At 72.8% G+C, this 26,046-nt stretch carries 23 protein-coding genes and 1 tRNA gene; 11 read left to right on the top strand and 13 right to left on the bottom strand.

Annotation, left to right across the window (positions count from 1 at the left end):
• Positions 1–14 precede the first annotated feature (14 nt).
• From thrC to argS, 4 genes are read right to left on the bottom strand one after another with little or no spacing between them, the layout of a single operon-like run.
• Positions 15–1,115 carry a threonine synthase gene (gene thrC, locus ABLM29_RS03220; protein ID WP_349712365.1) on the bottom strand — a complete coding sequence of 367 codons (1,101 nt, stop codon included), beginning with the start codon at positions 1,113–1,115 and terminating at the stop codon, positions 15–17.
• A complete protein-coding gene (locus tag ABLM29_RS03215) occupies positions 1,112–2,440 on the bottom strand; it encodes a homoserine dehydrogenase (protein ID WP_349712364.1) in 1,329 nt (442 codons plus the stop codon). Before ABLM29_RS03215 ends, thrC begins: the two co-directional genes overlap by 4 nt.
• Positions 2,441–3,832 (bottom strand): diaminopimelate decarboxylase, encoded by a 1,392-nt coding sequence (lysA, locus tag ABLM29_RS03210; RefSeq protein ID WP_349712362.1) that lies wholly within the window; start codon positions 3,830–3,832, stop codon positions 2,441–2,443.
• Positions 3,833–3,848: 16 nt separating this feature from the next.
• Positions 3,849–5,528 carry an arginine--tRNA ligase gene (gene argS, locus ABLM29_RS03205; RefSeq protein WP_349712361.1) on the bottom strand — a complete coding sequence of 560 codons (1,680 nt, stop codon included), beginning with the start codon at positions 5,526–5,528 and terminating at the stop codon, positions 3,849–3,851.
• Between the two features lie 85 nt (positions 5,529–5,613).
• Here argS and ABLM29_RS03200 point away from each other — a divergent pair.
• The 7 genes from ABLM29_RS03200 (at position 5,614) to ABLM29_RS03170 (ending at position 12,514) form a co-directional block, all read left to right on the top strand.
• Positions 5,614–5,686, top strand: a tRNA-Arg gene (locus tag ABLM29_RS03200).
• 105 nt (positions 5,687–5,791) lie between these two features.
• Entirely contained in the window at positions 5,792–6,439 is a 648-nt protein-coding gene (locus ABLM29_RS03195) for a TorD/DmsD family molecular chaperone (protein WP_349712360.1), read from the top strand.
• A gap of 97 nt (positions 6,440–6,536) precedes the next feature.
• Positions 6,537–9,104 (top strand): DMSO/selenate family reductase complex A subunit, encoded by a 2,568-nt coding sequence (locus ABLM29_RS03190; RefSeq protein WP_349712359.1) that lies wholly within the window; start codon positions 6,537–6,539, stop codon positions 9,102–9,104.
• A gap of 32 nt (positions 9,105–9,136) precedes the next feature.
• On the top strand, positions 9,137–9,850 hold the full coding sequence (locus tag ABLM29_RS03185) for a DMSO/selenate family reductase complex B subunit (protein ID WP_349712358.1): 714 nt from the start codon (positions 9,137–9,139) through the stop codon (positions 9,848–9,850).
• A 13-nt stretch (positions 9,851–9,863) separates the two neighbouring features.
• Positions 9,864–10,925 (top strand): dimethyl sulfoxide reductase anchor subunit family protein, encoded by a 1,062-nt coding sequence (locus ABLM29_RS03180; protein WP_349712356.1) that lies wholly within the window; start codon positions 9,864–9,866, stop codon positions 10,923–10,925.
• Between the two features lie 21 nt (positions 10,926–10,946).
• A complete protein-coding gene (locus ABLM29_RS03175; protein WP_349712355.1) occupies positions 10,947–11,552 on the top strand; it encodes a TorD/DmsD family molecular chaperone in 606 nt (201 codons plus the stop codon).
• Positions 11,549–12,514: a 4Fe-4S dicluster domain-containing protein gene (locus ABLM29_RS03170; protein ID WP_349712354.1), complete on the top strand. Its 966-nt coding sequence runs from the start codon at positions 11,549–11,551 to the stop codon at positions 12,512–12,514. Before ABLM29_RS03175 ends, ABLM29_RS03170 begins: the two co-directional genes overlap by 4 nt.
• Before the next feature lie 16 nt (positions 12,515–12,530).
• On the opposite strand, the gene ABLM29_RS03165 is transcribed toward ABLM29_RS03170, so the two are convergent.
• The 3 genes from ABLM29_RS03165 to ABLM29_RS03155 all read right to left on the bottom strand — a co-directional run bounded on the left by ABLM29_RS03165 (position 12,531) and on the right by ABLM29_RS03155 (position 14,783).
• Entirely contained in the window at positions 12,531–13,181 is a 651-nt protein-coding gene (locus ABLM29_RS03165) for a hypothetical protein (protein WP_349712353.1), read from the bottom strand.
• Complete coding sequence (locus tag ABLM29_RS03160) at positions 13,178–13,960, bottom strand: hypothetical protein (RefSeq protein ID WP_349712352.1); 783 nt, start codon at positions 13,958–13,960, stop codon at positions 13,178–13,180. Before ABLM29_RS03160 ends, ABLM29_RS03165 begins: the two co-directional genes overlap by 4 nt.
• A gap of 85 nt (positions 13,961–14,045) precedes the next feature.
• Entirely contained in the window at positions 14,046–14,783 is a 738-nt protein-coding gene (locus ABLM29_RS03155) for an HNH endonuclease family protein (RefSeq protein ID WP_349712351.1), read from the bottom strand.
• Between the two features lie 41 nt (positions 14,784–14,824).
• Here ABLM29_RS03155 and rnhA point away from each other — a divergent pair, with 41 nt between their 5' ends.
• On the top strand, positions 14,825–15,319 hold the full coding sequence (gene rnhA / locus ABLM29_RS03150) for a ribonuclease HI (RefSeq protein ID WP_502889154.1): 495 nt from the start codon (positions 14,825–14,827) through the stop codon (positions 15,317–15,319).
• Here rnhA and ABLM29_RS03145 read toward each other — a convergent pair.
• Positions 15,306–16,199 (bottom strand): LCP family protein, encoded by an 894-nt coding sequence (locus tag ABLM29_RS03145; protein WP_349712349.1) that lies wholly within the window; start codon positions 16,197–16,199, stop codon positions 15,306–15,308. The two genes, rnhA and ABLM29_RS03145, sit on opposite strands and share 14 nt — an antisense overlap.
• Entirely contained in the window at positions 16,199–16,858 is a 660-nt protein-coding gene (locus ABLM29_RS03140; RefSeq protein WP_349712348.1) for a hypothetical protein, read from the bottom strand. Before ABLM29_RS03140 ends, ABLM29_RS03145 begins: the two co-directional genes overlap by 1 nt.
• 187 nt (positions 16,859–17,045) lie before the next feature.
• On the opposite strand from ABLM29_RS03140, the gene ABLM29_RS03135 reads away from it, so the two are divergent.
• Together ABLM29_RS03135 and ABLM29_RS03130 are read left to right on the top strand one after the other, a co-directional pair.
• A complete protein-coding gene (locus ABLM29_RS03135) occupies positions 17,046–20,846 on the top strand; it encodes a multifunctional oxoglutarate decarboxylase/oxoglutarate dehydrogenase thiamine pyrophosphate-binding subunit/dihydrolipoyllysine-residue succinyltransferase subunit (RefSeq protein WP_349712346.1) in 3,801 nt (1,266 codons plus the stop codon).
• A 17-nt stretch (positions 20,847–20,863) separates the two neighbouring features.
• Entirely contained in the window at positions 20,864–21,040 is a 177-nt protein-coding gene (locus ABLM29_RS03130; RefSeq protein ID WP_349712344.1) for a DUF6104 family protein, read from the top strand.
• A 54-nt stretch (positions 21,041–21,094) separates the two neighbouring features.
• Here the strand turns inward: ABLM29_RS03130 and ABLM29_RS03125 are convergent, their stop codons facing one another.
• The 3 genes from ABLM29_RS03125 to ABLM29_RS03115 all read right to left on the bottom strand — a co-directional run bounded on the left by ABLM29_RS03125 (position 21,095) and on the right by ABLM29_RS03115 (position 23,663).
• Positions 21,095–21,334, bottom strand: a complete 240-nt coding sequence (locus ABLM29_RS03125) for a hypothetical protein (protein ID WP_349712343.1) — start codon at positions 21,332–21,334, stop codon at positions 21,095–21,097.
• 24 nt (positions 21,335–21,358) lie between these two features.
• The gene (locus tag ABLM29_RS03120) at positions 21,359–22,501 is read right to left on the bottom strand and encodes a fatty acid desaturase family protein (protein ID WP_349712341.1); all 1,143 of its coding nucleotides are present in this window, start codon (positions 22,499–22,501) and stop codon (positions 21,359–21,361) included.
• A 67-nt stretch (positions 22,502–22,568) separates the two neighbouring features.
• Positions 22,569–23,663 (bottom strand): flavin reductase family protein, encoded by a 1,095-nt coding sequence (locus ABLM29_RS03115; protein WP_349712340.1) that lies wholly within the window; start codon positions 23,661–23,663, stop codon positions 22,569–22,571.
• Positions 23,664–23,854: 191 nt separating this feature from the next.
• Between ABLM29_RS03115 and ABLM29_RS03110 the strand changes: the two genes are divergently transcribed.
• On the top strand, positions 23,855–24,484 hold the full coding sequence (locus tag ABLM29_RS03110) for a TetR family transcriptional regulator (protein WP_349712338.1): 630 nt from the start codon (positions 23,855–23,857) through the stop codon (positions 24,482–24,484).
• A gap of 14 nt (positions 24,485–24,498) precedes the next feature.
• On the opposite strand, the gene ABLM29_RS03105 is transcribed toward ABLM29_RS03110, so the two are convergent.
• Positions 24,499–25,986: an MDR family MFS transporter gene (locus ABLM29_RS03105; RefSeq protein ID WP_349712337.1), complete on the bottom strand. Its 1,488-nt coding sequence runs from the start codon at positions 25,984–25,986 to the stop codon at positions 24,499–24,501.
• Positions 25,987–26,046 lie beyond the last annotated feature (60 nt).

Genomic DNA, 26,046 nt, shown 5'->3' with positions numbered 1-26,046 from the left:
GGCGGGGTCCGCGCTCAGAGGCCGGCCGCGGCGGCGGCCGCGTCCACGTCGGCGTCCACCACGGTGTCCGGCAGGACCAGGCCCTCCAGCGCGGTCGCGATGTCCTTGAGCCCGTGCCCGGTCACCGTGATCGCCACCGTCGAGCCCCGGTAGGACTCCCCCGCGGCGAGCTCGGCGAGCAGGCCGGCGATGCCGGCCGCCGAGGCGGGCTCGACGAAGACGCCGTCGCGGCGGGCCAGCTCCTTCTGCGCGGCCAGGATCTGGGCGTCGGAGACGGCGGCGAACCGGCCGCCGGACTCGTCGCGGGCCGCCTCGGCGAGCTTCCAGGAGGCGGGGTTGCCGATCCGGATCGCGGTCGCCTTGGTCTCCGGCTCCGGGAACGGCTCACCGGTGACCAGCGGCGCGGCGCCCTCGGCCTGGAAGCCCCGCATCACCGGGCGCCTGCTGGCGTGGCCGGCGGCGGCGTACTGCGTGTAGCCGAGCCAGTACGCCGCGATGTTGCCGGCGTTGCCCACGGGCAGCAGGTGGTAGTCGGGGGCGTCGCCGAGCATGTCGACGATCTCGAACGCGGCCGTCTTCTGCCCCTCGAGGCGGGCCGGGTTGACCGAGTTGACCAGCGCGACGGGGTACTTCCACGCCATCTCGCGGGCCATCCGCAGGCAGTCGTCGAAGTTGCCCCGGACCTGGATCACCTGGGAGCCGTGGAGCACGGCCTGGGCCATCTTGCCGGCGGCGATCTTGCCCTCGGGGACGAGGACGATCGGCGTCACACCGGCCTTGGCGGCGTAGGCGGCCATCGAGGCGGAGGTGTTGCCGGTGGAGGCGCAGACCACGGCCCGGGCGCCCTCGTGGACGGCCACCGACAGCGCGGTGGTCATCCCCCGGTCCTTGAACGAGCCGGTCGGGTTGTTGCCCTCGACCTTGAGCCAGACCTCGGCACCGGTCAGGTCCGAGAGCCAGCCGGAGTGCACCAGCGGGGTGCCGCCCTCGCGCAGCGTGACCGCCGGCGTGTCCGCCGGGATGTCCAGCAGCGGTCGGTACTCCTCGATGACCCCGCGCCACTGGTGGGCGGTTGCCGGCTTCAGACCCACGGCCTCGCTCATTCCCTCGCTCATTCCTCGGCGCCTTCCACCCGCATCACCGAGGTGACCTCGCGGACGATGTCCATGGTGCGCAGCTGCTCCACGGTCGCCGACAGCTGCGCGTCGGAGGCCTCGTGCGAGACCACGACCAGCTGGGCGTCGTCGCCGCGGCCCTCCTGGCGCACGGTCTGGATCGACACCCCGTGGTCGGCGAAGGCGTGCGCCACCGCGGCCAGCACGCCGGCGCGGTCGTCCACGTCGATCGCGACGTGGTAGCGGGTGCGGGTCTGCCCCATCGGCAGCACCGCCCGGTCGGCGTACGCCGACTCGCCGGCGCCGCGCGTCTCGGCCAGGTGGTTGCGGGCGACCGTGACCAGGTCGCCCAGCACCGCGCTCGCGGTCGGCGAGCCGCCGGCGCCGGGGCCGTAGAACATCAGCTGGCCCGCGGCCTCGGACTCGACGAAGACCGCGTTGTAGGCCTCGCGGACGCTGGCCAGCGGGTGCGACCGGGGGATCATCGCCGGGTGCACGCGGACCGAGACGGCCTGCTCGCCCGAGTCGCTGGTGCCCAGCTCGGCGATCGCGAGCAGCTTGACGACGCTGCCCATCTCGCGCGCCGAGCGCACGTCGCCGGCGGTCACCTCGGTGATGCCCTCGCGGTGCACGTCGGCGGCGGTGACCCGGGAGTGGAACGCCAGGCTGGCCAGGATCGCGGCCTTCGCGGCGGCGTCGAAGCCCTCGACGTCGGCGGTCGGGTCGGCCTCGGCGTAGCCGAGCTCCTGGGCCTCCTCCAGCGCCTCCTCGAAGCCGCTGCCGAGGGTGTCCATCTTGTCCAGGATGAAGTTCGTGGTGCCGTTGACGATGCCCAGCACCCGGGTCACCCGGTCGCCGGCCAGCGACTCGCGCAGCGGGCGCAGGATCGGGATCGCCCCGGCCACGGCGGCCTCGTAGTACAGGTCGCGGCCGGCCTTCTCGGCGGCCTCGAACAGGGTCGGGCCGTCCTCGGCCAGCAGCGCCTTGTTGGCGGTCACCACCGAGGCGCCGCTCTCCAGCGCCGCCAGGATCAGGGTGCGCGCCGGCTCGATGCCGCCGATCACCTCGACCACCAGGTCGATGTCGCCGCGGGTCACCAGGCCCAGCGCGTCGGTGGTCAGCAGCCCCTCGGGCACCTCCACCTCGCGCTCGGCCTCGAGACGCCGCACCGCGACGCCCGCCAGCTCGACCGGGGCTCCCACCCGGGCCGCCAGGTCCGAGGCCTGCTCGTCGAGCAGCCGGATCACCTGGGACCCGACCGACCCGCACCCGAGCACGGCCACCTTCAGCGGTCGGACACCCGACCGCTTGTCTCCCTCACTCATTCAACCCACATCCGTTGCCAACAAGTCGTCCTCAGTCTCCCGCCTCACCACGACGCGCGCGACACCGTCCCGCACCGCGATCACCGGCGGGCGCAGCGCGTGGTTGTAGTTCGAGGCCATCGAGCGGCAGTACGCGCCCGTCCCGGGCACCGCCAGCAGGTCACCCGGGGCGACGTCGGCGGGCAGGAACTCGTCGCGGACCACGATGTCGCCGGCCTCGCAGTGCTTGCCGACGACCCGGGCCAGCAGCGCCGGCGCGTCGGAGTCGCGGGCGGCCAGCGTGCAGGAGTAGTCGGCGTCGTAGAGCGCGGTGCGGATGTTGTCGCTCATCCCGCCGTCGACGCTGACGTAGGTGCGCACGGCGCCCGCGTCGAGCGTGACCGGCTTGACCGTGCCGACGGTGTAGACGGTGCACATCGACGGCCCGACGATGGCGCGGCCCGGCTCGATCGAGAACCGCGGCTGCTCGATCCCGAGCGCGCGGCACTCGTGCGCCACGATCGCGCGCATCGCCTCGGCCAGCGCGGCGGGCGTCGACGGGTCGTCCTGCGTCGTGTAGGCGATGCCGAAGCCGCCGCCGAGGTCCATCTCGGGCATGGTCACGCCGAGCTCGTCGGCGACCCGGGCGTGCAGGCCGAGGACGCGGCGCGCGGCCACCTCGAAGCCGGCGGCGTCGAAGATCTGGCTGCCGATGTGGGAGTGCAGGCCGAGCAGCTCGATGCCCGGCGCGGCGGCGAGGCGGCGTACCGCCTCCAGGGCGTCGCCGGAGGTGATCGAGAGACCGAACTTCTGGTCCTCGTGCGCGGTCGCGATGTACTCGTGCGTGTGCGCCTCGACGCCGGCGGTGACGCGCACCATCACCCGGGCCGTCAGGCCGGTGTCACGGGTGATCATCTCCAGCCGCTCGACCTCGGTCAGCGAGTCGACGATGATCCGGCCCACGCCGAGCGCGACGGCCCGGCGCAGCTCGGCGACGGTCTTGTTGTTGCCGTGGTAGCCGATCAGCCGCGGGTCCACGCCGGCGCGCAGGGCGACGGTCAGCTCGCCACCGGAGCAGACGTCGAGGTGGAGCCCCTCGTCCGCGACCCAGCGGGCCACCTCGGTGCACAGGAACGCCTTGCCGGCGTAGTAGACGTCCCAGCCCTCGAAGGCGTCGCGGAAGGCGCGGGCGCGGCCGCGGAAGTCCTCCTCGTCCAGGACGTACGCCGGGGTGGTGTGCTCGGCCACCACGTCGGCGACGGCGATGCCGCCGACGACCAGGTCGCCGTCGCGCTTGTGGGCGGTGCTCGACCACAGCTGCGGGACGAGCGCGTTGACGTCGGCGGGCGCGCTCAGCCAGGCGGGTCCGCGCAGGGCTCCGGGCGCGTGCGCCCAGCCGGCCTCGTGGGTCATCTCCGGTCCCCCGCGATCACATGCGCTCGGGCGCGGAGACGCCGAGCAGGTCGAGACCGTTGGCGATCACCGTCTGCACCGCGACCACGAGCACCAGGCGGGCCAGGTTCGCCGGGCCGACGGGCTCGTCGCCCTGCGGCAGCATCCGGCACTCCTTGGTGTCGTACCACTTGTTGAACACCGAGGCGGTGTCCTCCAGGTAGCGGGCGATCCGGTGCGGCTCGCGCAGCTCGGCGGCGCTGGCCACCACCCGCGGGAAGTCCGCCAGCGCGCGCACCAGGTCGCCGTCGCGCTCGTGGCCGAGCAGCGAGGGGTCGAACTCCCCGGTCGTCACATCGGGGAGCGCCATGCCGAGGTCGCGGGCGTTCTCGATCATCCGGCAGGTCCGCGCGTGGGCGTACTGCACGTAGTAGACCGGGTTGTCGTTGGACGCCTTGGTGATCTCGGCGACGTCGAGGGTCAGCGGCGAGTCGGCCGGGTAGCGGGCCAGCGAGTAGCGCAGCGCGTCCACGCCGATCTCCTCGGCCAGCTCGTTGAGCGTGACGATGGTGCCCGCGCGCTTGGAGAGCTTGAGCTCGGCGCCGTCGCGGTAGATCTTGACCAGCTGGCCGATCAGCACGTCCAGGGTCTGCGCCGGGTCGTCGCCCACGCAGGAGGCCATCGCCTTGAGCCGGCCGACGTAGCCGTGGTGGTCGGCGCCCAGCAGGTAGAGGCAGCGGTCGAAGCCGCGCTCGCGCTTGTTCAGGTAGTACGCCGTGTCCGAGGCGAAGTAGGTCAGCTCGCCGTCGGACTTGATCAGCACCCGGTCCTTGTCGTCGCCGAAGTCGGTGGTGCGCATCCACAGCGCGCCGCCGTCCTCGAAGACGTGGCCGAGCTCCTTGAGGCGGGCCAGGGTGTCGGGCACGGAGCCCGACTCGTGCAGCGACAGCTCGGAGAACCACACGTCGAAGTGCGTGTTGAACATCGCGAGCTGGTCCTGCTGCTCCTGGAGCTGGATCTCGTAGCCCCGTGCCCGGACGGCGGCCAGGCGCTCCTCGGCGGGCAGCTCGAAGATGCCGGGGCTGGCCGCGCCGACCGCCTTCGCGAGGTCGTCGATGTAGCCGCCGGCGTACCCGTTCTCCGGGGTCGGCTCGCCGAGCGCGGCGGCGATGATCGAGGCCGCGAAGTTGTTCATCTGCACGCCGCGGTCGTTGATGTAGAACTCGCGGGTCACCTCGGCGCCGGCGGCGGTCAGCACGCGGCCGATCGCGTCGCCGAGCACGGCCCAGCGGGTGTGCCCCAGGTGCAGCGGGCCGGTCGGGTTGGCCGAGATGAACTCGACGTTGATCCTCTGCCCGGCCAGGGTGTCGGTGCGGCCGTACGCCGCGCCCGCGGCGACGATCTCGCCCGCCAGGCGACCCTGGGCGCCGGCCTCGACGCTGATGTTGAGGAAGCCGGGCCCCGCGATCTCGACCCCGCCGATGCCGTCGGCCTCGGTCAGGCGGGCCGCGATCAGCTCGCCGAGCGCGCGCGGGTTGGTGCCGGCCTTCTTGGCCAGCTGCAGCGCGACGTTGGTGGCGTAGTCGCCGTGCCCCTTCTGCCGGGGACGCTCCACGGTCACGGTGGCCGGGACGCCGTCGGGCAGCGCCAGGGCGCCCTCCTCGACGAGTGCCTCGAGGGTGCCGACGACGGTGGCGGAGAGCTGCTCTGGTGTCACCGGCACAGCGTATCGGCGGCTCCCGGTTTCTCTCGCACCGATAGGACCCGGTAGTGTTCGGCGCGCGCCGCTGAGGTGGCGCGATGCCTCCGTAGCTCAGGGGATAGAGCACTGGTTTCCGGTACCAGGTGCCGCAGGTTCGAATCCTGCCGGAGGCGCATCCGAAGGGCCCCGCCCGCCGATGTCGGCGAGCGGGGCCCTTCCGTTTCCCCGCGCCCGTGGCAGGGTGGTCCCCCACCGGCAGCTCGGCCCCGGGAGGACCGATGGCGTTCGATCGCACGCTCTGGGAGCACCACGCGGCCGCATTCGGCGTGCTCGGCCGCCTGCACCGGGAGCCGCCGTCGGACGAGGCGCTGACCGCGATCGGCGCGCTGCTCGACGAGTGGCCGCTCCCGGACGGTCCGGACGCGGCGGCCGGGCTGGCGCGCCTGCGCTGCTCCCGCGACGCGGGCGAGGACGCCGCCCGGGTCCGCGCCGACCACGACCGCCTGTACGGCGTCTCCGCCGTGGCGCTGGTCGCGCCGTACGAGTCGGTGCACCGCGGCGAGGACCGCCTGGTCTTCGACACGGCCACGCTGGAGGTGCGCGAGGCCTACCGCGCGCTCGGGCTCCAGGCCCCCCAGCTCAACCTGGAGCCCGACGACCACATCGGGCTGGAGCTCGACTTCATGGCCCAGGCGCTGCTGCGGGCCGTCGGCGCGCCGGACGACGCCCTCGCGGAGGCCGCGCTGGCGCCGGCACGCGCCTTCCTGGCCGACCACCTGCTGCCCTGGGCCCCGGCGGTGCTCGCGCGGGTGGAGGAGGCGGCCCGGACCGACTTCATGGCGGGCGTCGCACTGCTCACCCGGGGCGCCCTCGACTCGTGCCGCTCGGCACTCGGGTTGCCCGAGAGCGACGCCGCCCGACGCTGAGTCCCCCGCGGTTCCTCCCCCGAGGGGCTAGCGCCGTCCCGCCGCCGGTGTTACACAAGATGAGCGATCTATGGCCGTCCTACTCGGAGGACCCACCATGACGATCAACACCGACGCCCCGGACGAGCCCGGCACGACGGGCAGCGACCGGCGCACGTTCCTGAAGTGGTCGGCCGCCGTCGGCGGCACCGCGGCGCTCGTCCCGACCGCGACCCAGCTCGGCATGCCGGGGCGCGCCTCCTCGGCGCCCGCCGAGGAGGACACGACCGTCTACTGGTCGGCCTGCACGGTCAACTGCGGGTCGCGCTGCCCGGTGCGGCTCGAGGTCAAGGACGGCACGGTGGTCCGCGTCCTGCCCGACAACACCGGGACCAACGAGCTCGGCAGCCAGCAGGTGCGGGCCTGCGTCCGCGGCCGGTCCATCCGGCACCGGATCTACAACCCGGACCGGCTGAAGAAGCCGATGAAGCGCAAGGCGGGGACGAAGCGCGGCGACGAGGAGTGGGAGACCATCTCCTGGGACCAGGCGCTCGACGAGATCGCCGAGAAGATGGAGGACATCAAGGCCCGGTTCGGCAACGAGGCCATCTACATCAACTACGGCACCGGGACCCTCGGCTCGGTGATGGCGAAGTCCTGGCCGCCCGACCAGAGCCCGTTCGCCCGGCTGATGAACACCTGGGGCGGCTACCTCGACCACTACGCCGACTACTCGACCACCGAGATCACGGCCGCCTACCCGTACTTCTACGGCACCTGGGTCGACGGGAACACCTTCGACGACGTCAAGAACTCCGAGCTGCAGGTGATGTTCGGCAACAACCCGCTCGAGACCCGGATGTCGGGCGGCGGCCAGCTGCTGGTCTCCCAGCAGACCAGGAAGGAGCACGGGGTGCGCACGATCATCGTGGACCCCCGCTACTCCGAGACCGCGGCCCTGCTCGGCGACGAGTGGGTCCCCCTGCGGCCGGGCACCGACGCCGCGCTCATCGCGGGGATGATCCACGTGATGGTCACCGAGGACCTCCACGACCAGGAGTTCCTCGACAAGTACTGCGTCGGGTTCGACGAGAAGACCCTGCCGAAGGGCGCGCCGAAGAACTCCTCCTACCGCAGCTACCTGCTGGGCAAGGGCCCGGACACGACCGAGAAGACGCCGGAGTGGGCCGCCGACATCACCGGGATCCCGGCCGTCAAGATCCGCCAGCTGGCCCGGGAGATCGCCGGCGCCAAGCCGTGCGCGATCACCCAGGGCTGGGGCCCGCAGCGGCACGCCAACGGCGAGAACTCGGCGCGGGCGATCTTCCTGCTGGCCGCCGCCACCGGCAACGTCGGCATCCCCGGCGGCGGGACGGGCGCCCGCGAGGGGGCCCAGTACCTCTCCATCGTCGAGCCGTTCAACACCGAGCTGATCAACCCGTCGGAGAAGATCATCTCGGTGTTCGGCTGGCTCGATGCCATCCAGTACGGCGAGCAGATGGACACCTTCAACGCCGGCGTCCTGAAGAAGCCGGCACCGGGGGTCCGCGACGGCGAGGTGCCGGTCGACGAGAAGGGCAACGCGACCAACACCCGGCTCGAGGTGCCGATCAAGATGGTCTGGCAGTACTCGGGCAACTCGATCGTCAACCAGACCGGCGACAACAACGCCTCGATCAAGATCCTCCAGGACGACACGATGTGCGAGCTGATCGTCGTCTGCGACATCCAGTACACGGTCTCCGCCCGGTACGCCGACTACATCCTGCCCGGGACCTCCACCGCCGAGGAGGACGACATCCACCCCGGCGAGAACGGCGGCCCGATGGCGTACGGGATCATCTCCAGCCAGGCGATCGAGCCGCTCTACGAGTGCCGCAGCATCTTCGACATCTGCACCGACCTGGCCGAGCGCCTCGGCACCAAGGACGAGTTCACCGGCGGGAAGACCCGCGAGGAGTGGCTGCGCGAGGCGATCAGGCAGAGCCGCGAGGTCGATCCGACGCTCCCCGACTACGACGAGTGGAAGGAGATGGGCATCTACCGCCGCGACCTCGGTCCGGGGGTCTCGCTCGCCGACTTCCGCAAGAACCCGAAGGCCAACCCCCTGCCCACGCCGTCCGGCAAGATCGAGATCTACTCCGACCGGCTCGCCGCCATGGCGGAGAAGTGGGTGTTCGGCGTCTTCCACCCGGAGCAGGCCGGCGACCGCCTGGTCCCGCTGCCGGAGTACGTGGAGACCTGGGAGGGGCCGCTGGAGACCCGGGCGTCGGACGAGTACCCCTTCCAGGTCATCGGCCACCACTTCAAGGGGCGCACGCACTCCTCCTACGGCAACGTCGACTGGCTGAAGCAGGCGCACCACCAGACGGCGTGGATCAACACCGTCGACGCCCAGGACCGCGACATCGAGAACGGCGACCTGGTCTTCGTCTACAACGACCGGGGCACGATCCGGCTGGAGGCCCGCGTCACCGAACGGGTGATGCCGGGAGTGATCTCGGTCCCGCAGGGCGCGTGGTTCGACCCGAAGGGCGCCGACGAGGTCGAGCCACCTCCCGAGGCCAACCCCGACCACCCGGTGGACGTCGGCGGGAACACCAACTCGCTGACCTCGCTGCATCCCTCGGCGCTGGCGAAGGGGAACGCCCCCCACACCACCGCCGCCAACGTCGTCAAGGCATGACCGGCAGGGCCTGACCGTCCGAGGAGCACGACATGACCGAGACCCCGAGCCCGACCCCGACCACCGGCCCCAGCGAGTCCGTCAGCGGGACCGGGACCATCACGAGGAGCGGGAGCGGGACCGACGCGGGCGCCGACTACGGCTTCTACTTCGACCAGTCGCTGTGCACGGGCTGCAAGGCCTGCGGGATCGCGTGCAACGACAAGCACGACCTGCCGGTCGGCATCATGTGGCGCCGCGTCGTGGAGTACTCCGGCGGGTCGTGGTTGCTCAACGAGGACAACACCGTCACCCAGGACGTCTTCACCTACTACACCTCGATCGCCTGCAACCACTGCGAGGACCCGATCTGCGTGGAGGTGTGCCCGACCACCGCGATGACCAAGCGCGAGGACGGCACGGTCTACGTCGACGACGACAAGTGCGTCGGGTGTCGCTACTGCGAGTGGGCGTGCCCCTACAGCGCGCCGCAGTTCAACGCCGAGATCGGGCACATGACGAAGTGCGACCTGTGCTTCGACTACCGCTCGGAGGGGCTGACCCCGGCCTGCGTCGCGGCCTGCCCGTCCCGGGCGCTCGACTGGGGCCCGATCGACGACATCCGGGCGATGTACGGCGACCAGAGCGGCCTCGCGCCGCTGCCCGACCCGAGCCTCACCGACCCGCACCTGGTGATCACACCGCACCGCGACTCCGAGCGCTGGGACCACGCGTCGGGCCGCATCGCCAACCCCGACGAGATCTGACGGAGGAGCACAGATGAGCCTGCACGACCTCCCGATGGTGCTGTTCACGGTCTTCACGCAGATGGCCGTCGGCACCTTCCTCGCGCTCGGCGTGGTGTACCTGGCCACCCTCGGCAAGGCGCAGCCCGACCGGGTCGTCGACCCGGTGCTCTACGCGATCGGCCCGGCCATGGTCTTCGGCCTGGCGGTGTCGACCCTGCACATGCATGACATCACCCACACCCTCAACGTGATCCGGCACTGGGACTCCTCCTGGCTGACCCGGGAGATCCTCTTCGGCGTGGCGTTCGCCGGCGCCGGCTTCCTCTTCGCGTTCCTGGCCTGGTTCCAGATCGGCAGCCGGGCGATGCGGCAGGTCGTGGCGTTCGTCGCCGCGCTGCTCGGGATCGGGCTGGTCTGGGCGCAGTCGATGGTCTACTACTCGCTGCGCACGGTCCCCGCCTGGAACACATGGGAGGTCCCGTTCTTCTTCTTCGCCACGACCGTCCTCCTCGGGGCGCTCGCGGTGGGCGCGGCGATCATGGTGACGACCGGCGTCCGCGCCTGGCACGCGTCCCGGGGCGCTGCCGAGGAGGCCGACGAGGACGCGGACGGAGGAACCGCCCCGGAGACCGACGCGGAGGCCGACACGGGTGCCGAGGCCGGCGGCGCCAAGGGCGGGCTCGCGGTCCAGACCCGCGCCCGCGTCGCGGAGATCAACGCCCCCACCACCGAGGAGGAGTGGCAGCTGACCGTGCGGATCACCCGGGCGATCGCGGCCGTCGGCGCCGCGACCTGCGTGGCGATCCTGGTGGTCTACTCGATCTACCTCGCCCGGCTCGGCCAGGGCGACGCGGCGGCGCAGGCCACGCTCGCGGAGATGACCGACGGCCCGATGCTGTGGATCCGCCTGGTGCTGCTCGGCCTCACCGCGGTCGTCCTCGGCGTCTTCGTGTACCGGATGGCCGAGACGACCCCGCTGACCCAGGCGAGGTCGCTGGCCATGATGGTGCTGCTCTGCTTCGCGCTGGCACTCGCCAGCGAGCTGCTCGGCCGCACGCTCCACTACACGACCCAGCTCCGGGTCGGGATCTGACGAGCGGGCGGGACGGACCGGGTGGACGCCGGAGTCGCCGTCGCGGCCGCGGGATTCGCGGTCGCCCGACTGCTGATCACGCCGCCCGACGAAGCGTTCCTGGGGCGGCTCGCGGACCCGGCCGGCCGGCAGTCCTGGCCGATCCGCAACCCCACCACCCTGCTCGGGCTGCGATCCCTCGGGGAGCCGTTCGAGGTCGCCGCCGTCCGCGCCGACTGGGCCCGGCTCCGCGACCCGGCCGATCCGGTTCCCCTCCGCGAGTCCGACTGGGTCGACGTCCCCGACGGCGTCGACGGGCTCGTGGCCGCGCTCGAGGCGCGCTACGCCGCCGGCGGCGTGCTGCGGGCGCACGTCGGCACCTGCCCGGCGGACCACTTCTCCCGGGAGCTGATGTACCTCTCCCACCTCGCCGCGCGGATCGGGCGGGAGCCGCCGGGACCGGTGCGACCCGAGGACGAGATCCTCGACTTCGCGAGCTCGCACATCGACCAGTTCGCCTCGCCGATGCTGGAGGCGATCCGGGCGCGCGCCTCGACGCCGCCGATGCGCGCGCTCCCGGACCTCGCGCTCGGGGTGCTGGACTCCCTGGCGGCGCTGGTCGCGACGTCCGCGGCCGGGGGCCGGTGAGCGTGCCCGGGTCGGGCCCCGACCCGGCGCCCGACCACAGCCTGGCCCTGGTGCGGTGGCTGCTCGGCTCGGGGGCGCCACCGCTGGCGGTGCTGGCGTGCCGCCACGCGCCGGCGCCCCGGGTCCCGGCGGACGCGGTCGGCGTGGTGCTGCCCGGGTGCCTCGACGACCTGGACGTCGGGCTGCCGGCCCAGCTCCTGGCGTGCGGCGTGCGGGAGGTGCGGGTGGCGCCGTGCCCCGAGCACCCCGCGGCGGCCGAGGGGCTCGCTCGGCGCTGGTCACGCACGCTGGACGGCGTCACCCACGGCGACGTCGGCGCCGCCGGACGGCCGCGGCGCTCCGGCACCGTCGTCGCCCTCGAGGACGGCCCGCCCGTCCGCGCCTCCGTCTCCCGTCGCGGGCTGCTCGGTCTGGCGCGCGGGGGCGAGCCACCGTTCGACCTCTCCCTCGACGAGCCGGGCCGCGGGATCGCGGCCCTCGCGGCGCTGCGCCGGGAGGGTCGTGCGCGGGCGTCGGCGCCGTCCCCGGACACGGGGCCGTCGGGGCTGCCCGCGCCCGACGGGGAGGCGCCCGTGGCCACCCTGCTGGTCGCCTCCGGCTGCATCGCGTGCGGCGTCTGCGTGCGGGGCTGCCCGCACGACGCGCTGCACCTGACCGAGCCCGGCACGCGCGCGGGATTCGCCGTCCTGCGGCACCGGCGGGCGGACTGCCGCGGGGAGCAGGAGTGCATCCGGCTCTGCCCGGAGGACGCGCTCGCCTCGATCGGGTCCCTGTCCCTGCTCGACCTCGCCGCCTCCGGGGACGTCGAGCTGACCCGGGTCGAGACGCGGGCCTGCGCCCGGTGCTCCACACCGCACCCCGCCGGCGAGGGCGACCTGTGCCCGACCTGCGCCTACCGGCGGGCGCACCCGTTCGGCTCGGTCGTCCGCGCCGGCCCGCGCCCCGACCCGCCGCCGACCTGACCGCGGCGTCCGCGCGTCACCGGTGCTGGTCCGGGCGGTGCTCGGCCTCCCAGGCGCGGGCCTCCGGAACGATCGGCTCCGGAGGGTCGAGCGGCAGCAGCGCGGCGGGCGTGACCTCGTGCTTCCGCCGGGCCAGCCGGTGTCCCGCGAGGGAGAGCGTGACCTCGACGGTGCACCGGCCGCTGCGCACCCCGACCAGGTAGCCGTTGCGGAACGCCGCCTCCGCCGAGGAGACGGCGAACCCGGCGGTCAGGTCGAAGGTGAACGTGCGCACCGGCACCCCGTCCACCAGCAGGTTCACCCGCGGGTGCCGGGTCGCGACGACGTCGTGGGAGACCAGCACGACGTCCTTCTCCTTGCCGGGCTGCTCCCACGACTCCCGGGCCGCCCGCATCACCGCCCACCAGTCGCGCCAGCCGTCGACCAGCATCGAGCCGAGGTCGTGCTCGAGCTGGTTCACCGCGGCGGCCGCGACCCGGTCGTCCGCGGCGCGCGCGGAGGTGCTCGACACCCGGTGGTGCGACTGCCGCAGCGCCGAGGCCGCGATCCCGTGCCGGTGCAGCTCGTGCCCCAGGTCCCGGGCCGCCATCGGCCCGGGATGGTCCGGGTACAGGAACGACCGCGCGGTGATCCCGCCGACCGGTGTGCCCGCCGTGCCCGGCCTCATCGGTCCCCCTCGACGAGCACGTGGGTCTCGACCTCCACCGCGCCCGGCGGTGGCCGCCCCGGGACCGCCGTGACGTGCTCGAGCACCCAACGGCGCTGCCTCCGCACGCGGAGCACCCGGTCCACCCCGGTGGCGACGGCGGCGAGGGCGAGCAGGGCGACGACCACGAGGACCGAGCGCCACCACGGCGCCGAGACCGTGTCGACGGGCTCCGGGGACGTCGCGTCGGTCGGGGGCGCGGTGGTCACCTCCGGCGGGAGCACCGTGGTCGCCTCGGTCGGCACCGTGGTCACCTCCGTCGGCGGCGTGGTCACCTCGGTCGTGGGCGTGGTCACATCGGACGGGGTCGTGGTGGTCTCCCCCTCGCCGGCCGGCGTGACCTCGAAACGGGTGCCCGCGTCCACGAACTCCTCGTCCGCGCAGGTCACGACCACCTCGTGCACCCCCGGCGAGGCGTCCGCGGGAACGACGAGCACCACCTCGGCCCGGCCGCCGTCCAGGACCACCCGAAACTCCTCCCGGCCGTCCCAGAGGACCACCAGGGTGCCGGTCCCGGCCCCGCAGACCTCGAAGCCGGTGGCCTCCGCTCGGACCGTGCTCCCCGCGGGGCCCGAGGGGGGATCGAGGGTCAGGCCGGGGGTGGCCGCCGCCGGCTGCGGGGGCCCGAGCACCAGCAACACCGACGTGACCACGAGCCCCACGAGCCCCGCGAGCAGCGTGGCCCCCCGCCCCCAGGTCCATCGCGCCCCTCGCGGCGTGTTGCCTCCGCTGGTGTCCACCACCGCCTCGCTCCCAGCGACCCCTCGACAAGCACCACCGTCGTTCCGGATGCGGAGCCGGTCAAGGGCCGTTCGGCCCGGGGCGTCAGCAGAAGTCGAGCATCTCCCCCAGCGCCGCCACCTCGCTGGCGTCGGCGGCCAGGCCCCAGCGGTACTTGGTGGTCACCCAGCGGACGGCGTACTCGCACTGGTAGCCCTTGCGCGGGCGCCAGGCGGCCGGGTCGTCAGCACCCTTGGCCGCGTTGGTCGGTCCGTCGACCGCGAGCAGCACGCCCAGGTCGTTGGCGTAGGCCTTGCGGCGCTCGTCGCTCCACGCGGCCGCGCCGGAGATCCACGCCTCGGCCAGCGGCACCACGTGGTCGATCTGGATCGCCTGGGCCTGGCGAGGGTCCTTGAGGTCGTCGAAGGTCAGCGTGGCACCCGTGTAGGGGTCGATCCAGGTGCCGGCCAGCACGTCGTGGTCGCACGAGCCCTGCTGCTGCACCGTGGTCGACTCCGGCACCGAGTCGCGCAGCAGCACGTCGTCGCGCTGGTTGCAGCCGTCGCCGTCGGTGTCGGCCCAGGCCGTGCCGAACGCGTCGCGCCGGTACGCCGGCACGCCGGCCGGGTGCCGGTCGACCCGGCCGAGCGCCTCGAGGTGCCGGCGGGCGGTGCGGACGGTCGCCCGGTCGAGCGGCTCCGCGGCCGCCTCCGCGCCGACCGAGGTCCCCTCGCCCGTCGGGTCGCTCGCCGGGTCGTCCGTGCAGCCGACGACGGAGGTGGCGACCGCGCACCCGAGCCCCACCGCGACGAGGATCACCCGGACCGACCTGCGCGACACCATGGGGCGACCCTCGCACGAGGGCACGGCACTACTATCCGCAGGTGCCTGTCTCACCCGCCGACGCCGCCGCCGACACCCCCGACCCGACCGCCGAGGAGCTGGTCGTCACCGTCTACACCGACGGGGCCTGCCTCGGGAACCCCGGCCCCGGCGGCTGGGGCGCGGTGCTCACCTACGGCGCCCACGAGCGAGAGCTCTACGGGGGCGAGCCGGCCACCACGAACAACCGGATGGAGCTGATGGCGGCCATCCAGGCACTGGAGACGCTCAACCGCCCCTCGCGGGTGGAGCTGTTCACCGACAGCAGCTACGTCCGCAACGGGATCCTGTCGTGGGTCGCCAAGTGGAAGGCGAACGGCTGGCGGACCGCGTCGAAGCAGCCGGTCAAGAACGAGGACCTGTGGCGCCGCCTCGACGAGGCGGCGGCGCGCCACGACGTGACCTGGAACTGGGTCAAGGGGCACGCCGGGGACCCCGGCAACGAGCGCGCGGACGAGCTCGCCGGCCGGGGGGCCCGCGAGGTCAGCAGCTCGTGATGACCGCGTCGTCGCGCGCGTCGTCGCCGTAGGCGCGCGCCGTCGACGTGCTCGGGATGACCACGCTGGCGCCGCCGACGTTGCCGATCCCACCCGGGACCACGCAGCCCGTGATCTTGCCCGGGTCGACCTGGGCCACCGCCTGGGCGAGCTTGAACAGCTCCGCGGGACCGAGGTCGGTGTCCAGGTGCTGGAGGACGCTGAGCACGCCCTCCTCGATGAAGCCGGGCTCGTCGGCGCGCCCGGCGACCTGGGCCTGGATGCCCCTGAGCACGCGCTGCTGGTTGGCCGAGCGGTCGAAGTCGCCGCCGGGCAGGGACTTGCGGATCCGACCGAACGCGGTCGCGCCGTGCCCGTTGAGGCGCAGCGTCCCCTCCCGGAACCCCTGGGGCCACAGGTAGACGTCGGAGAACGCCCTCGGGTTCTGGACCGTGATCCCGCCGATGTCGTTGACCATGTCCCGCAGGCCCCAGAACGTGGTCACCATGACGTAGTCGGGGTCGATGCCGATCAGGTCGCCGACCGTGTCGCCGAGCAGCTGCGGTCCGCCGTAGTAGAGCGCCGCGTTCACCCGGTTCGATCCGTAGCCGGGGATCGACACCCAGCTGTCCCGCGGGATCCCGATCGACGTCGCGGCGCCGGTCCTCGTGTTCATCCCGACCAGCTGCAGGGCGTCGCCGCGGGAGCGCAGCGGGTTCTCCCCCATCCGGGCGTCGGAGCCGACGGCGAGGATCCACACGGTGTCGGGGTCGACGTCCACGCCCTCGGCGTGGTCGATCTTGACCAGGGTGAACGCGGTCGGCGCCGGGCTGCCGTCCGGCACCAGCAGCACCGTGAGGGCCAGCACCATCGCCAGTACGGCGGACTTCAGGATGCGCATCACTCCTGGCCCTTCTTGCCCGCGTCGTCCTTGCTCGCGTCGTCCTTGCTCGCGTCGTCCTTGCCCGCGGCCTTGGCCGGGGCGGCGCCGCGGTCCACGGAGTAGCCGAAGACCTGCCAGCCGCGCTTGACCGGGGTCAGCATCAGCCGGCCGCTGACCAGCTCACCGCGCTTCCTGTCGGCGGTGTCGAAGGCGATGCGGAACCGCGCGGTGGCGCCGGCGACCTCCCCGCCGGGGGCGAGCACGTCGACCTTCACGGTGGCCCGCCGGGGCACCACGTCGCCGGCACCCCGCAGCGCCGCGTTGCTCAGCAGCGACCGATCGCGCCTGGCCTGCGCCGCGGCGTCGTCGGAGAAGCGGGCGAGCGCGGCGTCCAGGTCCACCTGCTTGCCGGCGCTCAGGTACGAGGCCTCCATCCAGTCGCCGACGACGCGGCCGACGTCCTTGACGACCTCGCGACGCTCCGAGCGGCCGACCCGGCCCGTGATCTTGCCCACATCGGAACGGACGACGAACTCGACCGGCTCCGCCGTCGGGCTCGCCGACGCGGCGGCCGGCTCGAGGGGCTCGTCGTCGCCGGAACACCCGGCAGCGAGCGGGCTGAGCGCCGTGATCAGGGCCGCGGCGAACGCGGTGCCGCGGCGCGGGAGTCGGGTCATGGGGATACCTCCTGAAAGCGCAGACTCTGTCACTTCCCCGACACCGAGTCCGAACGGGGGGCACGCCTGCGGCTTTTGCTGGGCCATGGGACTAGCCTTGAGTGCCGGCACCGCTCGGTCCTGAAGGACGCGCGCGGGCAGCGGTCAGAGGCACGGGTCAGTTCATTCGGAAGAGGCGAAGCAGGTCGTGACGCAGTCGTCGGAGAAGTCCACCCCCACCACCCAGGGCACGGTCGAGCCCGCGGGCGGCGACTTCGGGGCCAACGAGTGGCTCGTCGAGGAGATGCGGGCGCGGTTCGACGCCGACCCCGGAAGCGTCGACGAGGCCTGGGCGCGCTACTTCGGCGGCAAGCCCGCCGCATCGCCCGCGAGCGGCTCCAACGGCGCCGGGCCGGCCACGAGCACCGCCCCCCAGCCCGCGCCCGCCGCCAAGCCCGCGCAGGCCACCAGGCCCGCCCCGGCCGCCACGCCCACGCCCGCCGCGAAGCAGGCCTCGGCCACGCCCGCCGCCCCGGCCGCCAAGCCCGTACCCAAGGCGACCCCGGCCCCGCGCGTGAGCCCGGCCTCGGCCACCACCCCGAAGTCCTCGGCGGCCAAGCCGACCCCGAAGGACGCCCCGCGCCCCGCCCCCGTCGCCGCGAGCGACGAGCCGAAGGTGACGGTGCTCCGCGGCATCCCGGCGGCCACCGCCAAGAACATGGACGTCTCCCTCGGCGTCCCGACCGCGACCTCGGTCCGCGAGATGCCGGTCAAGCTGCTGTGGGACAACCGGATCGTCATCAACAGCCACCTCGCCCGCGCCCGCGGCGGCAAGGTCTCGTTCACCCACATCATCGGCTACGCCCTGGTCCGGGCGCTGCGCTCGATGCCGGAGATGAACAACTCCTTCACCGAGGTCGACGGCAAGCCCGCGATGGTGACCCCGGCGCACGTCAACCTCGGCCTCGCCATCGACCAGCGCAAGCCCGACGGCACCCGTCAGCTCGTCGCGCCCTCGATCAAGGGCTGCGAGAACATGGACTTCGCGGGCTTCTGGACCGCCTACGAGGACATGATCCGCAAGGCGCGCGACAACAAGCTGACGATGGAGGACTACTCCGGCACGACGGTCAGCCTGACCAACGTCGGCGGTCTCGGCACCGTCCACTCCGTCCCCCGGCTGATGGCCGGCCAGGCCGCGATCATCGGCGTCGGCGCGATGGAGTACCCGGCCGCCTGGCAGGGCGCCTCGGAGGAGGCGATCGCCAAGAACGGCATCAGCAAGGTGATGACCATCACCTCGACGTACGACCACCGCGTCATCCAGGGCGCGCAGTCGGGCGAGTTCCTCAAGCGGGTGCACCAGCTGCTGCTGGGCGAGGACGGGTTCTACGACGAGATCTTCCGCTCGCTCCGGATCCCCTACGAGCCGATCCGCTGGAACGCCGACATCGCGACGTCCCACGACGACGAGATCGACAAGCAGGCGCGGATCCTCGAGCTGATCCACGCCTACCGGGTCCGCGGCCACCTGATGGCCGACACCGACCCGCTGGAGTACAAGCAGCGCAGCCACCCCGACCTGCGGATCGAGTCCCACGGCCTGACCCTGTGGGACCTGGACCGCGAGTTCCCGACCGGCTCCTTCGGCGGCGCGCACCGGCGCTTCATGAAGCTGCGCCACATCCTCGGCATCCTGCGCGACTCCTACTGCCGCACCACCGGCATCGAGTACATGCACATCATGGATCCCGAGCAGCGCCAGTGGATCCAGGAGCGGGTCGAGCAGCCGCACACCAAGCTGCCCCGCGAGGAGCAGCTGCGGATCCTGCTGAAGCTCAACCAGGCCGAGGCCTTCGAGACCTTCCTGCAGACGAAGTTCGTCGGCCAGAAGCGGTTCTCCCTGGAGGGCGGCGAGACCACGATCCCGGTCGTCGACGAGATCGCCGAGGCCGCCGCCAACGCGGGCCTGGACGAGGTCGCCATCGGCATGGCGCACCGCGGCCGCCTCAACGTGCTGGCCAACATCGTCGGCAAGTCCTACAACCAGATCTTCCGCGAGTTCGAGGGCAACATCGACCCGCGCACGGTCCAGGGCTCCGGCGACGTGAAGTACCACCTGGGCGCCGAGGGCGCGTTCAGCGCGGAGACCGGCGAGACCATCAAGGTCTCGGTCGCCGCGAACCCCTCGCACCTGGAGACCGTGGACCCGGTGCTCGAGGGCATCGCCCGCGCCAAGCAGGACGTGCTCAACCAGGGCGAGGCGTTCCCGGTGCTGCCGCTGCTGCTGCACGGCGACGCCGCGTTCGCCGGCCAGGGCGTGGTCGCCGAGACGCTCAACCTCTCGCAGCTGCGGGGCTACCGCACCGGCGGCACGATCCACCTGGTCATCAACAACCAGGTCGGCTTCACCACCTCCCCGGGCTCGTCCCGCTCCTCGCTCTACGCCACCGACGTGGCCCGGATGGTGCAGGCGCCGATCTTCCACGTCAACGGCGACGACCCGGAGGCGTGCATCCGCGTCGCCCGGCTCGCGTTCGAGTACCGCCAGGCGTTCCACAAGGACGTCGTGATCGACCTCGTCTGCTACCGCCGCCGCGGCCACAACGAGGGCGACGACCCGTCGTACACCCAGCCGCTGATGTACGACCTGATCGAGCAGAAGCGCTCGGTGCGCAAGCTCTACACCGAGTCGCTGATCGGCCGTGGTGACATCACCATCGGCGAGGCCGAGCAGGTCCTGCGCGACTACCAGCAGCAGCTGGAGCGGGTGTTCACCGAGGTCCGCGAGGCGACCGCCGCGCCGTCGGAGTGGACCACGGTGCCGGAGTACCCGGAGAAGCCCGCGGGCGAGACCGAGACCGCCGTGACCGACGAGACCCTCAAGGTCATCGCGGACGCCTACGTCTCCCCGCCCGAGGGCTTCACCGTGCACCCGAAGGTGATGCCGCAGCTGCAGCGCCGCGCCAACGCCATCGTCAACGGCCCGATCGACTGGGGCACCGGCGAGATCCTGGCCTTCGGCTCGCTGCTGATGGACGGTCGCCCGGTGCGCCTGGCCGGCCAGGACAGCCGCCGCGGCACCTTCGTGCAGCGCTTCGCGACGATCATCGACCGGACCAACGCCGACGAGTGGACGCCGCTGTCGCACCTGTCCGAGGACCAGTCGAAGTTCTTCGTCTACGACAGCCTGCTCTCGGAGTACGCCGCGCTCGGGTTCGAGTACGGCTACTCGGTCGCCCGCCCCGACGCCCTCGTCCTGTGGGAGGCGCAGTTCGGCGACTTCGTCAACGGCGCCCAGACCGTGATCGACGAGTACATCAGCTCCGGCAAGACCAAGTGGGGCCAGGACTCGGGCGTCGTGCTGCTGCTGCCGCACGGCTACGAGGGCCAGGGCCCGGACCACTCCTCCGCCCGGATCGAGCGGTTCATGACGCTGTGCGCCGACGAGGCGTTCGTGGTCGCCCAGCCGTCCACCCCGGCCTCGCACTTCCACCTGCTGCGCCGCCACTCGCTGGGCGACGAGCACAAGCCGCTGATCATCTTCACCCCGAAGTCGATGCTCAAGCGCAAGGAGGCCGCGTCGCAGCCGGCGGACTTCACCGAGGGCACGTTCCAGCCGCTGATCCCCGACACCACCGCGGACCCGGCCAAGGTCGAGACGCTGCTGCTCTGCTCGGGCCGGATCACCTGGGACCTGATGGTGGAGCGCGGCAAGCGCGAGAACGGCGAGTCGTTCGCGATCGCCCGTGTCGAGCAGCTCTACCCCGAGCCCGCCGCCGAGCTGGCCGCCGAGATGGCGAAGTACCCGAACCTGAAGTCGGTGCGCTGGATCCAGGACGAGCCGGCGAACATGGGCCCGTGGCCCTACTACGGCCTCAACGTCTTCCCGAAGCAGGAGCACACGGTCGAGCTGGTCAGCCGCGCCCCGTCGTCCTCGCCGTCGGTGGGTGCCGCCAAGCGCCACCTGGAGGAGCAGAAGGACCTGCTCGGCCGGGCGTTCGCCTGAGGCCCGAGGAGGACCGGATGTACTTCACCGATCGAGGGATCGAGGAGCTAGAGAAGCGCCGGGGTGACGAGGAGGTCACCCTCGCGTGGCTCGCCGAGCGCCTGCAGGAGTTCACCGACACCCATCCGGAGTTCGAGAACGCCGTGGAGCGGTTCGCTACCTGGCTGGCTCGGCTGGACGATCCCGAGGACTGATCGGCCCGAAGGCGCCGACAAGCAGCACCGACGACGAGGCCTGACCCGCGCGGGTCAGGCCTCGTCGTCGTCCCGGTCCTGGTCGGCCGCGGCCCGGCGGACGTCGTCGCCGATCGCGAACAGCTCGGTGGCCAGGCCGCCGACCGCCTGGGCGACCTCGCCCACCGCACGGGTCACGATGGTGGCGACCTCGCCGACGGTGTGCGCGCCCGCCTGCGCGCCCGCCTGGAGGGCGTCCTTGGCGATCTCGCCCTTGCTGAGGTGGTCGCGGCCACCGCCGATGCCGTCGCTCATGCGGCCAGTCTCCCCCGTCCGGGCTCAGGCCGCCACCGGGTCGGCACCGGCCGTCGGCACGGGGTCGGGCCGCCGGCGTACCGGACCGGGGAGGGCGTAGCGGCAGATCTTCTTCGCGACGCTGAGCAGCTGGCGGTGCAGCGGACCCGTGTTGTAGGCGAGCCCGTAGCGCTCGCAGATCTCGCGCACCTCGGCCGCGACCTCGGGGTAGCGGCGGGCGGGCAGGTCCGGGAACAGGTGGTGCTCGATCTGGTGGGAGAGGTTGCCCGACATCAGGTGCAGCAACGGCCCGCCGGAGATGTTGGCCGACCCCAGCAGCTGGCGCAGGTACCACTGGCCGCGGGTCTCCTCCTCGGTCTCCTCGACGGAGAACGAGGCGACGCCGGCCGGGAAGTGGCCGCAGAAGATGATGTTGAACGCCCACACGTTGCGGACCAGGTTCGCGGTCGCGTTGCCGGCCAGGGTGAGCGGAGCCAGCGGGCCGGTCAGCGCCGGGAAGAGCAGGTAGTCCTTCACGGCCTGGCGCCGGATCTTGCGCAGCAGCCCCGGGTAGAGCGGCTTGTTGTCGGCCAGCGACCGGCGCCCGGCGACGATGTTCTCCACCTCGAGGTCGTGGAGCGCGACGCCCCACTCGAAGAGGAGCATCAGCGCGAGCGCGTAGACGGGGTTGCCCAGGTAGTACGGGTGCCACTTCTGCGCGGGGTCCATCCGCAGGATGCCGTAGCCCACGTCGCGGTCCTTGCCGACGATGTTGGTGAAGGTGTGGTGGATGTAGTTGTGGCTGTACTTCCACTGCTCGCCCGGGCAGACGTTGTCCCAGTCGAACATCCGGCTGTTGAGGCCGGGGTCGCCCATCCAGTCGTACTGGCCGTGCAGCACGTTGTGGCCGATCTCCATGTTGTCGAGGATCTTGGAGATGCTGAGGCTGGCCACGGCGAGCGGCCAGGCGGGCGGCAGGTAGAAGAGGGCGCGGCCGGCGACCTCGAACCGGCGCTGGGCCCGCACGACGCCGCGGATGTACGCCGCGTCCTCCTCGCCGAGGTCGGCCAGGATGCGGCGCCGGATGGCGTCCAGCTCGCCGCCGAACGCCTCGAGCTGCTCGGGGGTGAGCCCGGCGCGCTCGGCGATCCGGGAGTGGGCTGTGGTCTCGTCGGGCGTGGTGGTCATGTTCGCCTCCGGGATGGGTGCGGGGAAAGCGCGAGTCGGCACGGGCCTTCTGCCGGCTCGCGGGTGGTCAGAGATCGACGTGGCAGTCGCCGACGGGCCGGTTGACGCAGATCCGGATCTGCTCGTCCGGCAGCGACGACTCCTCGCCGGTGAGGATGTTGCGGACCGTGCCGGCCGCCTTGGTCGAGGTGCAGGAGAGGCAGATGCCCATCCGGCAGCCCGACTCGGGGCGCAGGCCCGCCGCCTCGGCCTGCTCCAGCAGGCTGGCGGCGGTGGCCGGCGCCGCGACGCCGGAGCGGGTGAAGGAGACGGTGCCCGCGACCCGCTCCTCGGCACCGCCGGCCGCGCGCGCGACCGCCGGCTTGAAGAACTCGGTGCGCAGGCGCGGCGAGCCGCGGTAGGCGTCGGTGACCAGCTCGACGAGGCCCGCCGGGCCGCAGAGCCAGGTGTCGGCCTCGACGAAGCGCGGCACCAGCCGCCGCAGCTCGAGCTCGCTGAAGCGGGCGTCGCCGTGGCGCAGGTGCACGGCGACGCCGTTGTCGCCGGACGCGATCTCGTCCAGCTCGGCGGCGAAGATCTGGTCCGCCTCGCTGCGGGCGTAGTGCAGGAACGTCACCCGGCGGCCCGCGTGGCCGTCATAGCCGTCGCGCAGGAGCGTGCGCAGCATCGACATCGCGGGCGTGATGCCGGAGCCGCCGGTGAGGAACACGAGGTGGTTGTTGGTGGGGGTCGCGGGGCTCTCCTCCAGGCAGAACGACCCCTGCGCCTGGCCCAGGTGCAGCACGTCCCCCGGCCGGGCGTCCTCGACCAGGTGCCGGGAGACCTGCCCCTCGGGATGGGCGCGCACGGTGAGCGTGATCCGCTCCCCCGGCGCCGAGGCGGCCGAGGAGATCGAGAAGGCGCGGGTCAGCCGGCGGGCCGAGCCGGGCAGGTCGACGCCGACGAGGACGTGCTGGCCGGCCCGGTGCCCGCGCCAGGTCGCGGTCGGCTGCAGGGTGAGGGTGGCGACCGGCGGGCCCACCGCGTCGGGGCGGGTCTCGCGGGTGACGTCGAGGACGCGGGCGCGCACCTCGTGCGCGGCCCACATCGGGTTGACCTGCTCCAGGTAGCGGTCGACGCCGTGGGGCGCGGCCAGCGCGGCGAGCAGGCGGGAGCGAAGCACCCGGCCGAGCGGGTCCCGGCCACGGGTGAGGTGCGGAGCAAGGAGCGACACGGCGCCTCCAGGGCTGCGGATGTCGGATCGTCACATTTCAGTGAACACTCGTACACCCACCAGACTGCGGGCGACGCGGCGATGCGTCAACCACCCCGGGAGTGAAAGAGCACACATGTGCACTGTCCTACGATGCGTCCGTGACCGAGCCAGCCGCCTCCCGCGCCGAGCAGAAGGAGCGCACCCGACGCGCGATCCTGGACGCCGCGCTCGAGCTGTGCGACGACACACCCCTGGCCGCGCTCTCCCTGCGCCAGGTCGCCAAGCAGGTGGGCATCGTGCCGACGGGCTTCTACCGCCACTTCGCCTCGATCGAGGACCTCGGGCTCGCCCTCGTCCAGGAGTCGCTGGTCAGCCTGAGGGCGGTCCTGCGCGACGTCCGCCAGGGCGGCGAGCCCGAGTACCGGGCGATCATCGATCGCTCCGTCGGCGTGCTGGTCGACCACGTGCGAGGCCGGCGGGGCCACTTCGCGTTCATCGCCCGCGAGCGGACGGCCGGGCCCGAGCCGGTGCGCGAGGCGATCGCGGACGGGCTCGCGCTGTTCGAGGCGGAGCTGGCCGCCGACCTGGCCCGGCTGCCCGGGACGTCCCCGTGGTCCGCGGCGGACCTGCGGATCCTGTCGAACCTGATCGTCTCGGCGATGGTCGCCACGGCCGAGCGCCTGCTCTCGGTCGAGCCGGACTCCCCCGCCGAGACGCAGATCGCCCACGAGGCGCGCACCCAGCTCCGCATGCTGATGGTCGGTGCCACCCGCTGGCGCTCGACCTGACCCGCGACCCGGCGTCAGTGGGGGGCGGGGGCACCTTCGGGGGCGTCGACGCGGGACGGGAGCAGCAGCGACGTGACGACCACGACGACGCCGATCACCGCGCCCGCCACGAACGCCCACTGCAGGCCGCCGATCGCGGCCGCCTCGGCGTCGGCGCCGCCGGCGGCCAGCGAGCCGGCACGGTTGTCCATCACCACGATCAGCAGGGCCGTGCCGATGGCGCCGGAGACCTGCTGGAGCGTGCCCAGGAGGGAGCTGCCGTGGGAGTACAGGTGCGGCGGCAGGTCGCCCAGGCCGATCGTGAACACCGGCGTGAAGACCATCGCCAGGCAGCCCATCAGCACGACGTGCAGGGCCAGGATGACGGCGTACGGCGTGCCGAGGTCGACGCGGCTGAGCAGGCCGAGCGCGGCCACCATGCCGAGCGCGCCGGGGATCACCAGCGGGCGCGAGCCGTACCGGTCGTAGGCCCTGCCGACCTGCGGGCCGAGCAGGCCCATCGCCAGTCCGCCGGGCATCACCAGGAGCCCCGCCTGGAGCTCGGTGAGGCCGCGCAGCTGCTGCAGGTAGAGCGGCAGCAGGATCATCGACCCCAGGAACGCCATGAAGCCCGCGGACATCAGCAGCAGCGACAGCGCGTAGGTGCGGTGCCGCAGCGTGCGCAGGTCCAGCAGCGGGCGCTCGGAGGCCTGCAGACGCACCTGGTACGCCGCGAACAGGGCCACCAGCGCCACGCCGGCCCCGATCAGGGCGGCCGGGCTCACGCCGCCGTCAGCGCCGATCTGGGACAGGCCGTAGACCAGGGTGCTGAACCCACCGGCCGCCAGCACCACGCTCAGCCAGCTCGGGCTGCCCGCGCGGGTCCGGCCGACGTTCTGCAGCAGGCGCATCCCCCACAGCCCGACGCCGATCGCGACCGGCAGCACGAACACGAAGATCAGCCGCCAGGAGCCGAGCTGGAGGATCACGCCGGAGACCGCGGGGCCGAGCGCCGGGGCGCACGACATCGCGAGCGTGACGTTGCCCATCACGCGGCCGCGGTCGTGCGCGGGGACGACAGTCATCAGCGTCGTCATCAGCAGCGGCATCATCACCGCCGTGCCGGCGGCCTGGACGACCCGGCCGGCCAGCAGCACCTCGAACGTCGGCGCGACCGCCGCGAGCGCGGTGCCGATCGAGAACGTGGTCATCGCGGCGGCGTACGCCGTGCGCGTGGTGACCCGCTGCAGGAACCAGCCGGTCATCGGGATCACCGCGGCCATGGTCAGCATGAAGACCGTCGAGAGCCACTGCGCGGCGCGGGCGTCGACGCCGAAGTCGGCCATCAGCCGCGGGATGGCGTTGACCATGATCGTCTCGTTGAGGATCACCACGAACGTGGCGGCCACCAGGAGGGTGACCACCAGCGGCGTGCGGCCGGCCCGCCCGGTGGCGAGCTCGCCCTCGAGGTCCCCGAGCGCGTCGCTCGGCGACGCGGTCGCGGTCGGTTCGGGCGCGGTCATGTCAGGTTCCCATCGGTCGTGCGGTCGGCGCAGCGTGGGCGCTGCCGCCGTGAGGTCGCT

This window comes from Nocardioides sp. YIM 152588, assembly GCF_040191335.1.
GTDB lineage: Bacteria > Actinomycetota > Actinomycetes > Propionibacteriales > Nocardioidaceae > Nocardioides.
This window is presented reverse-complemented; position numbering and strand designations above follow the sequence as displayed.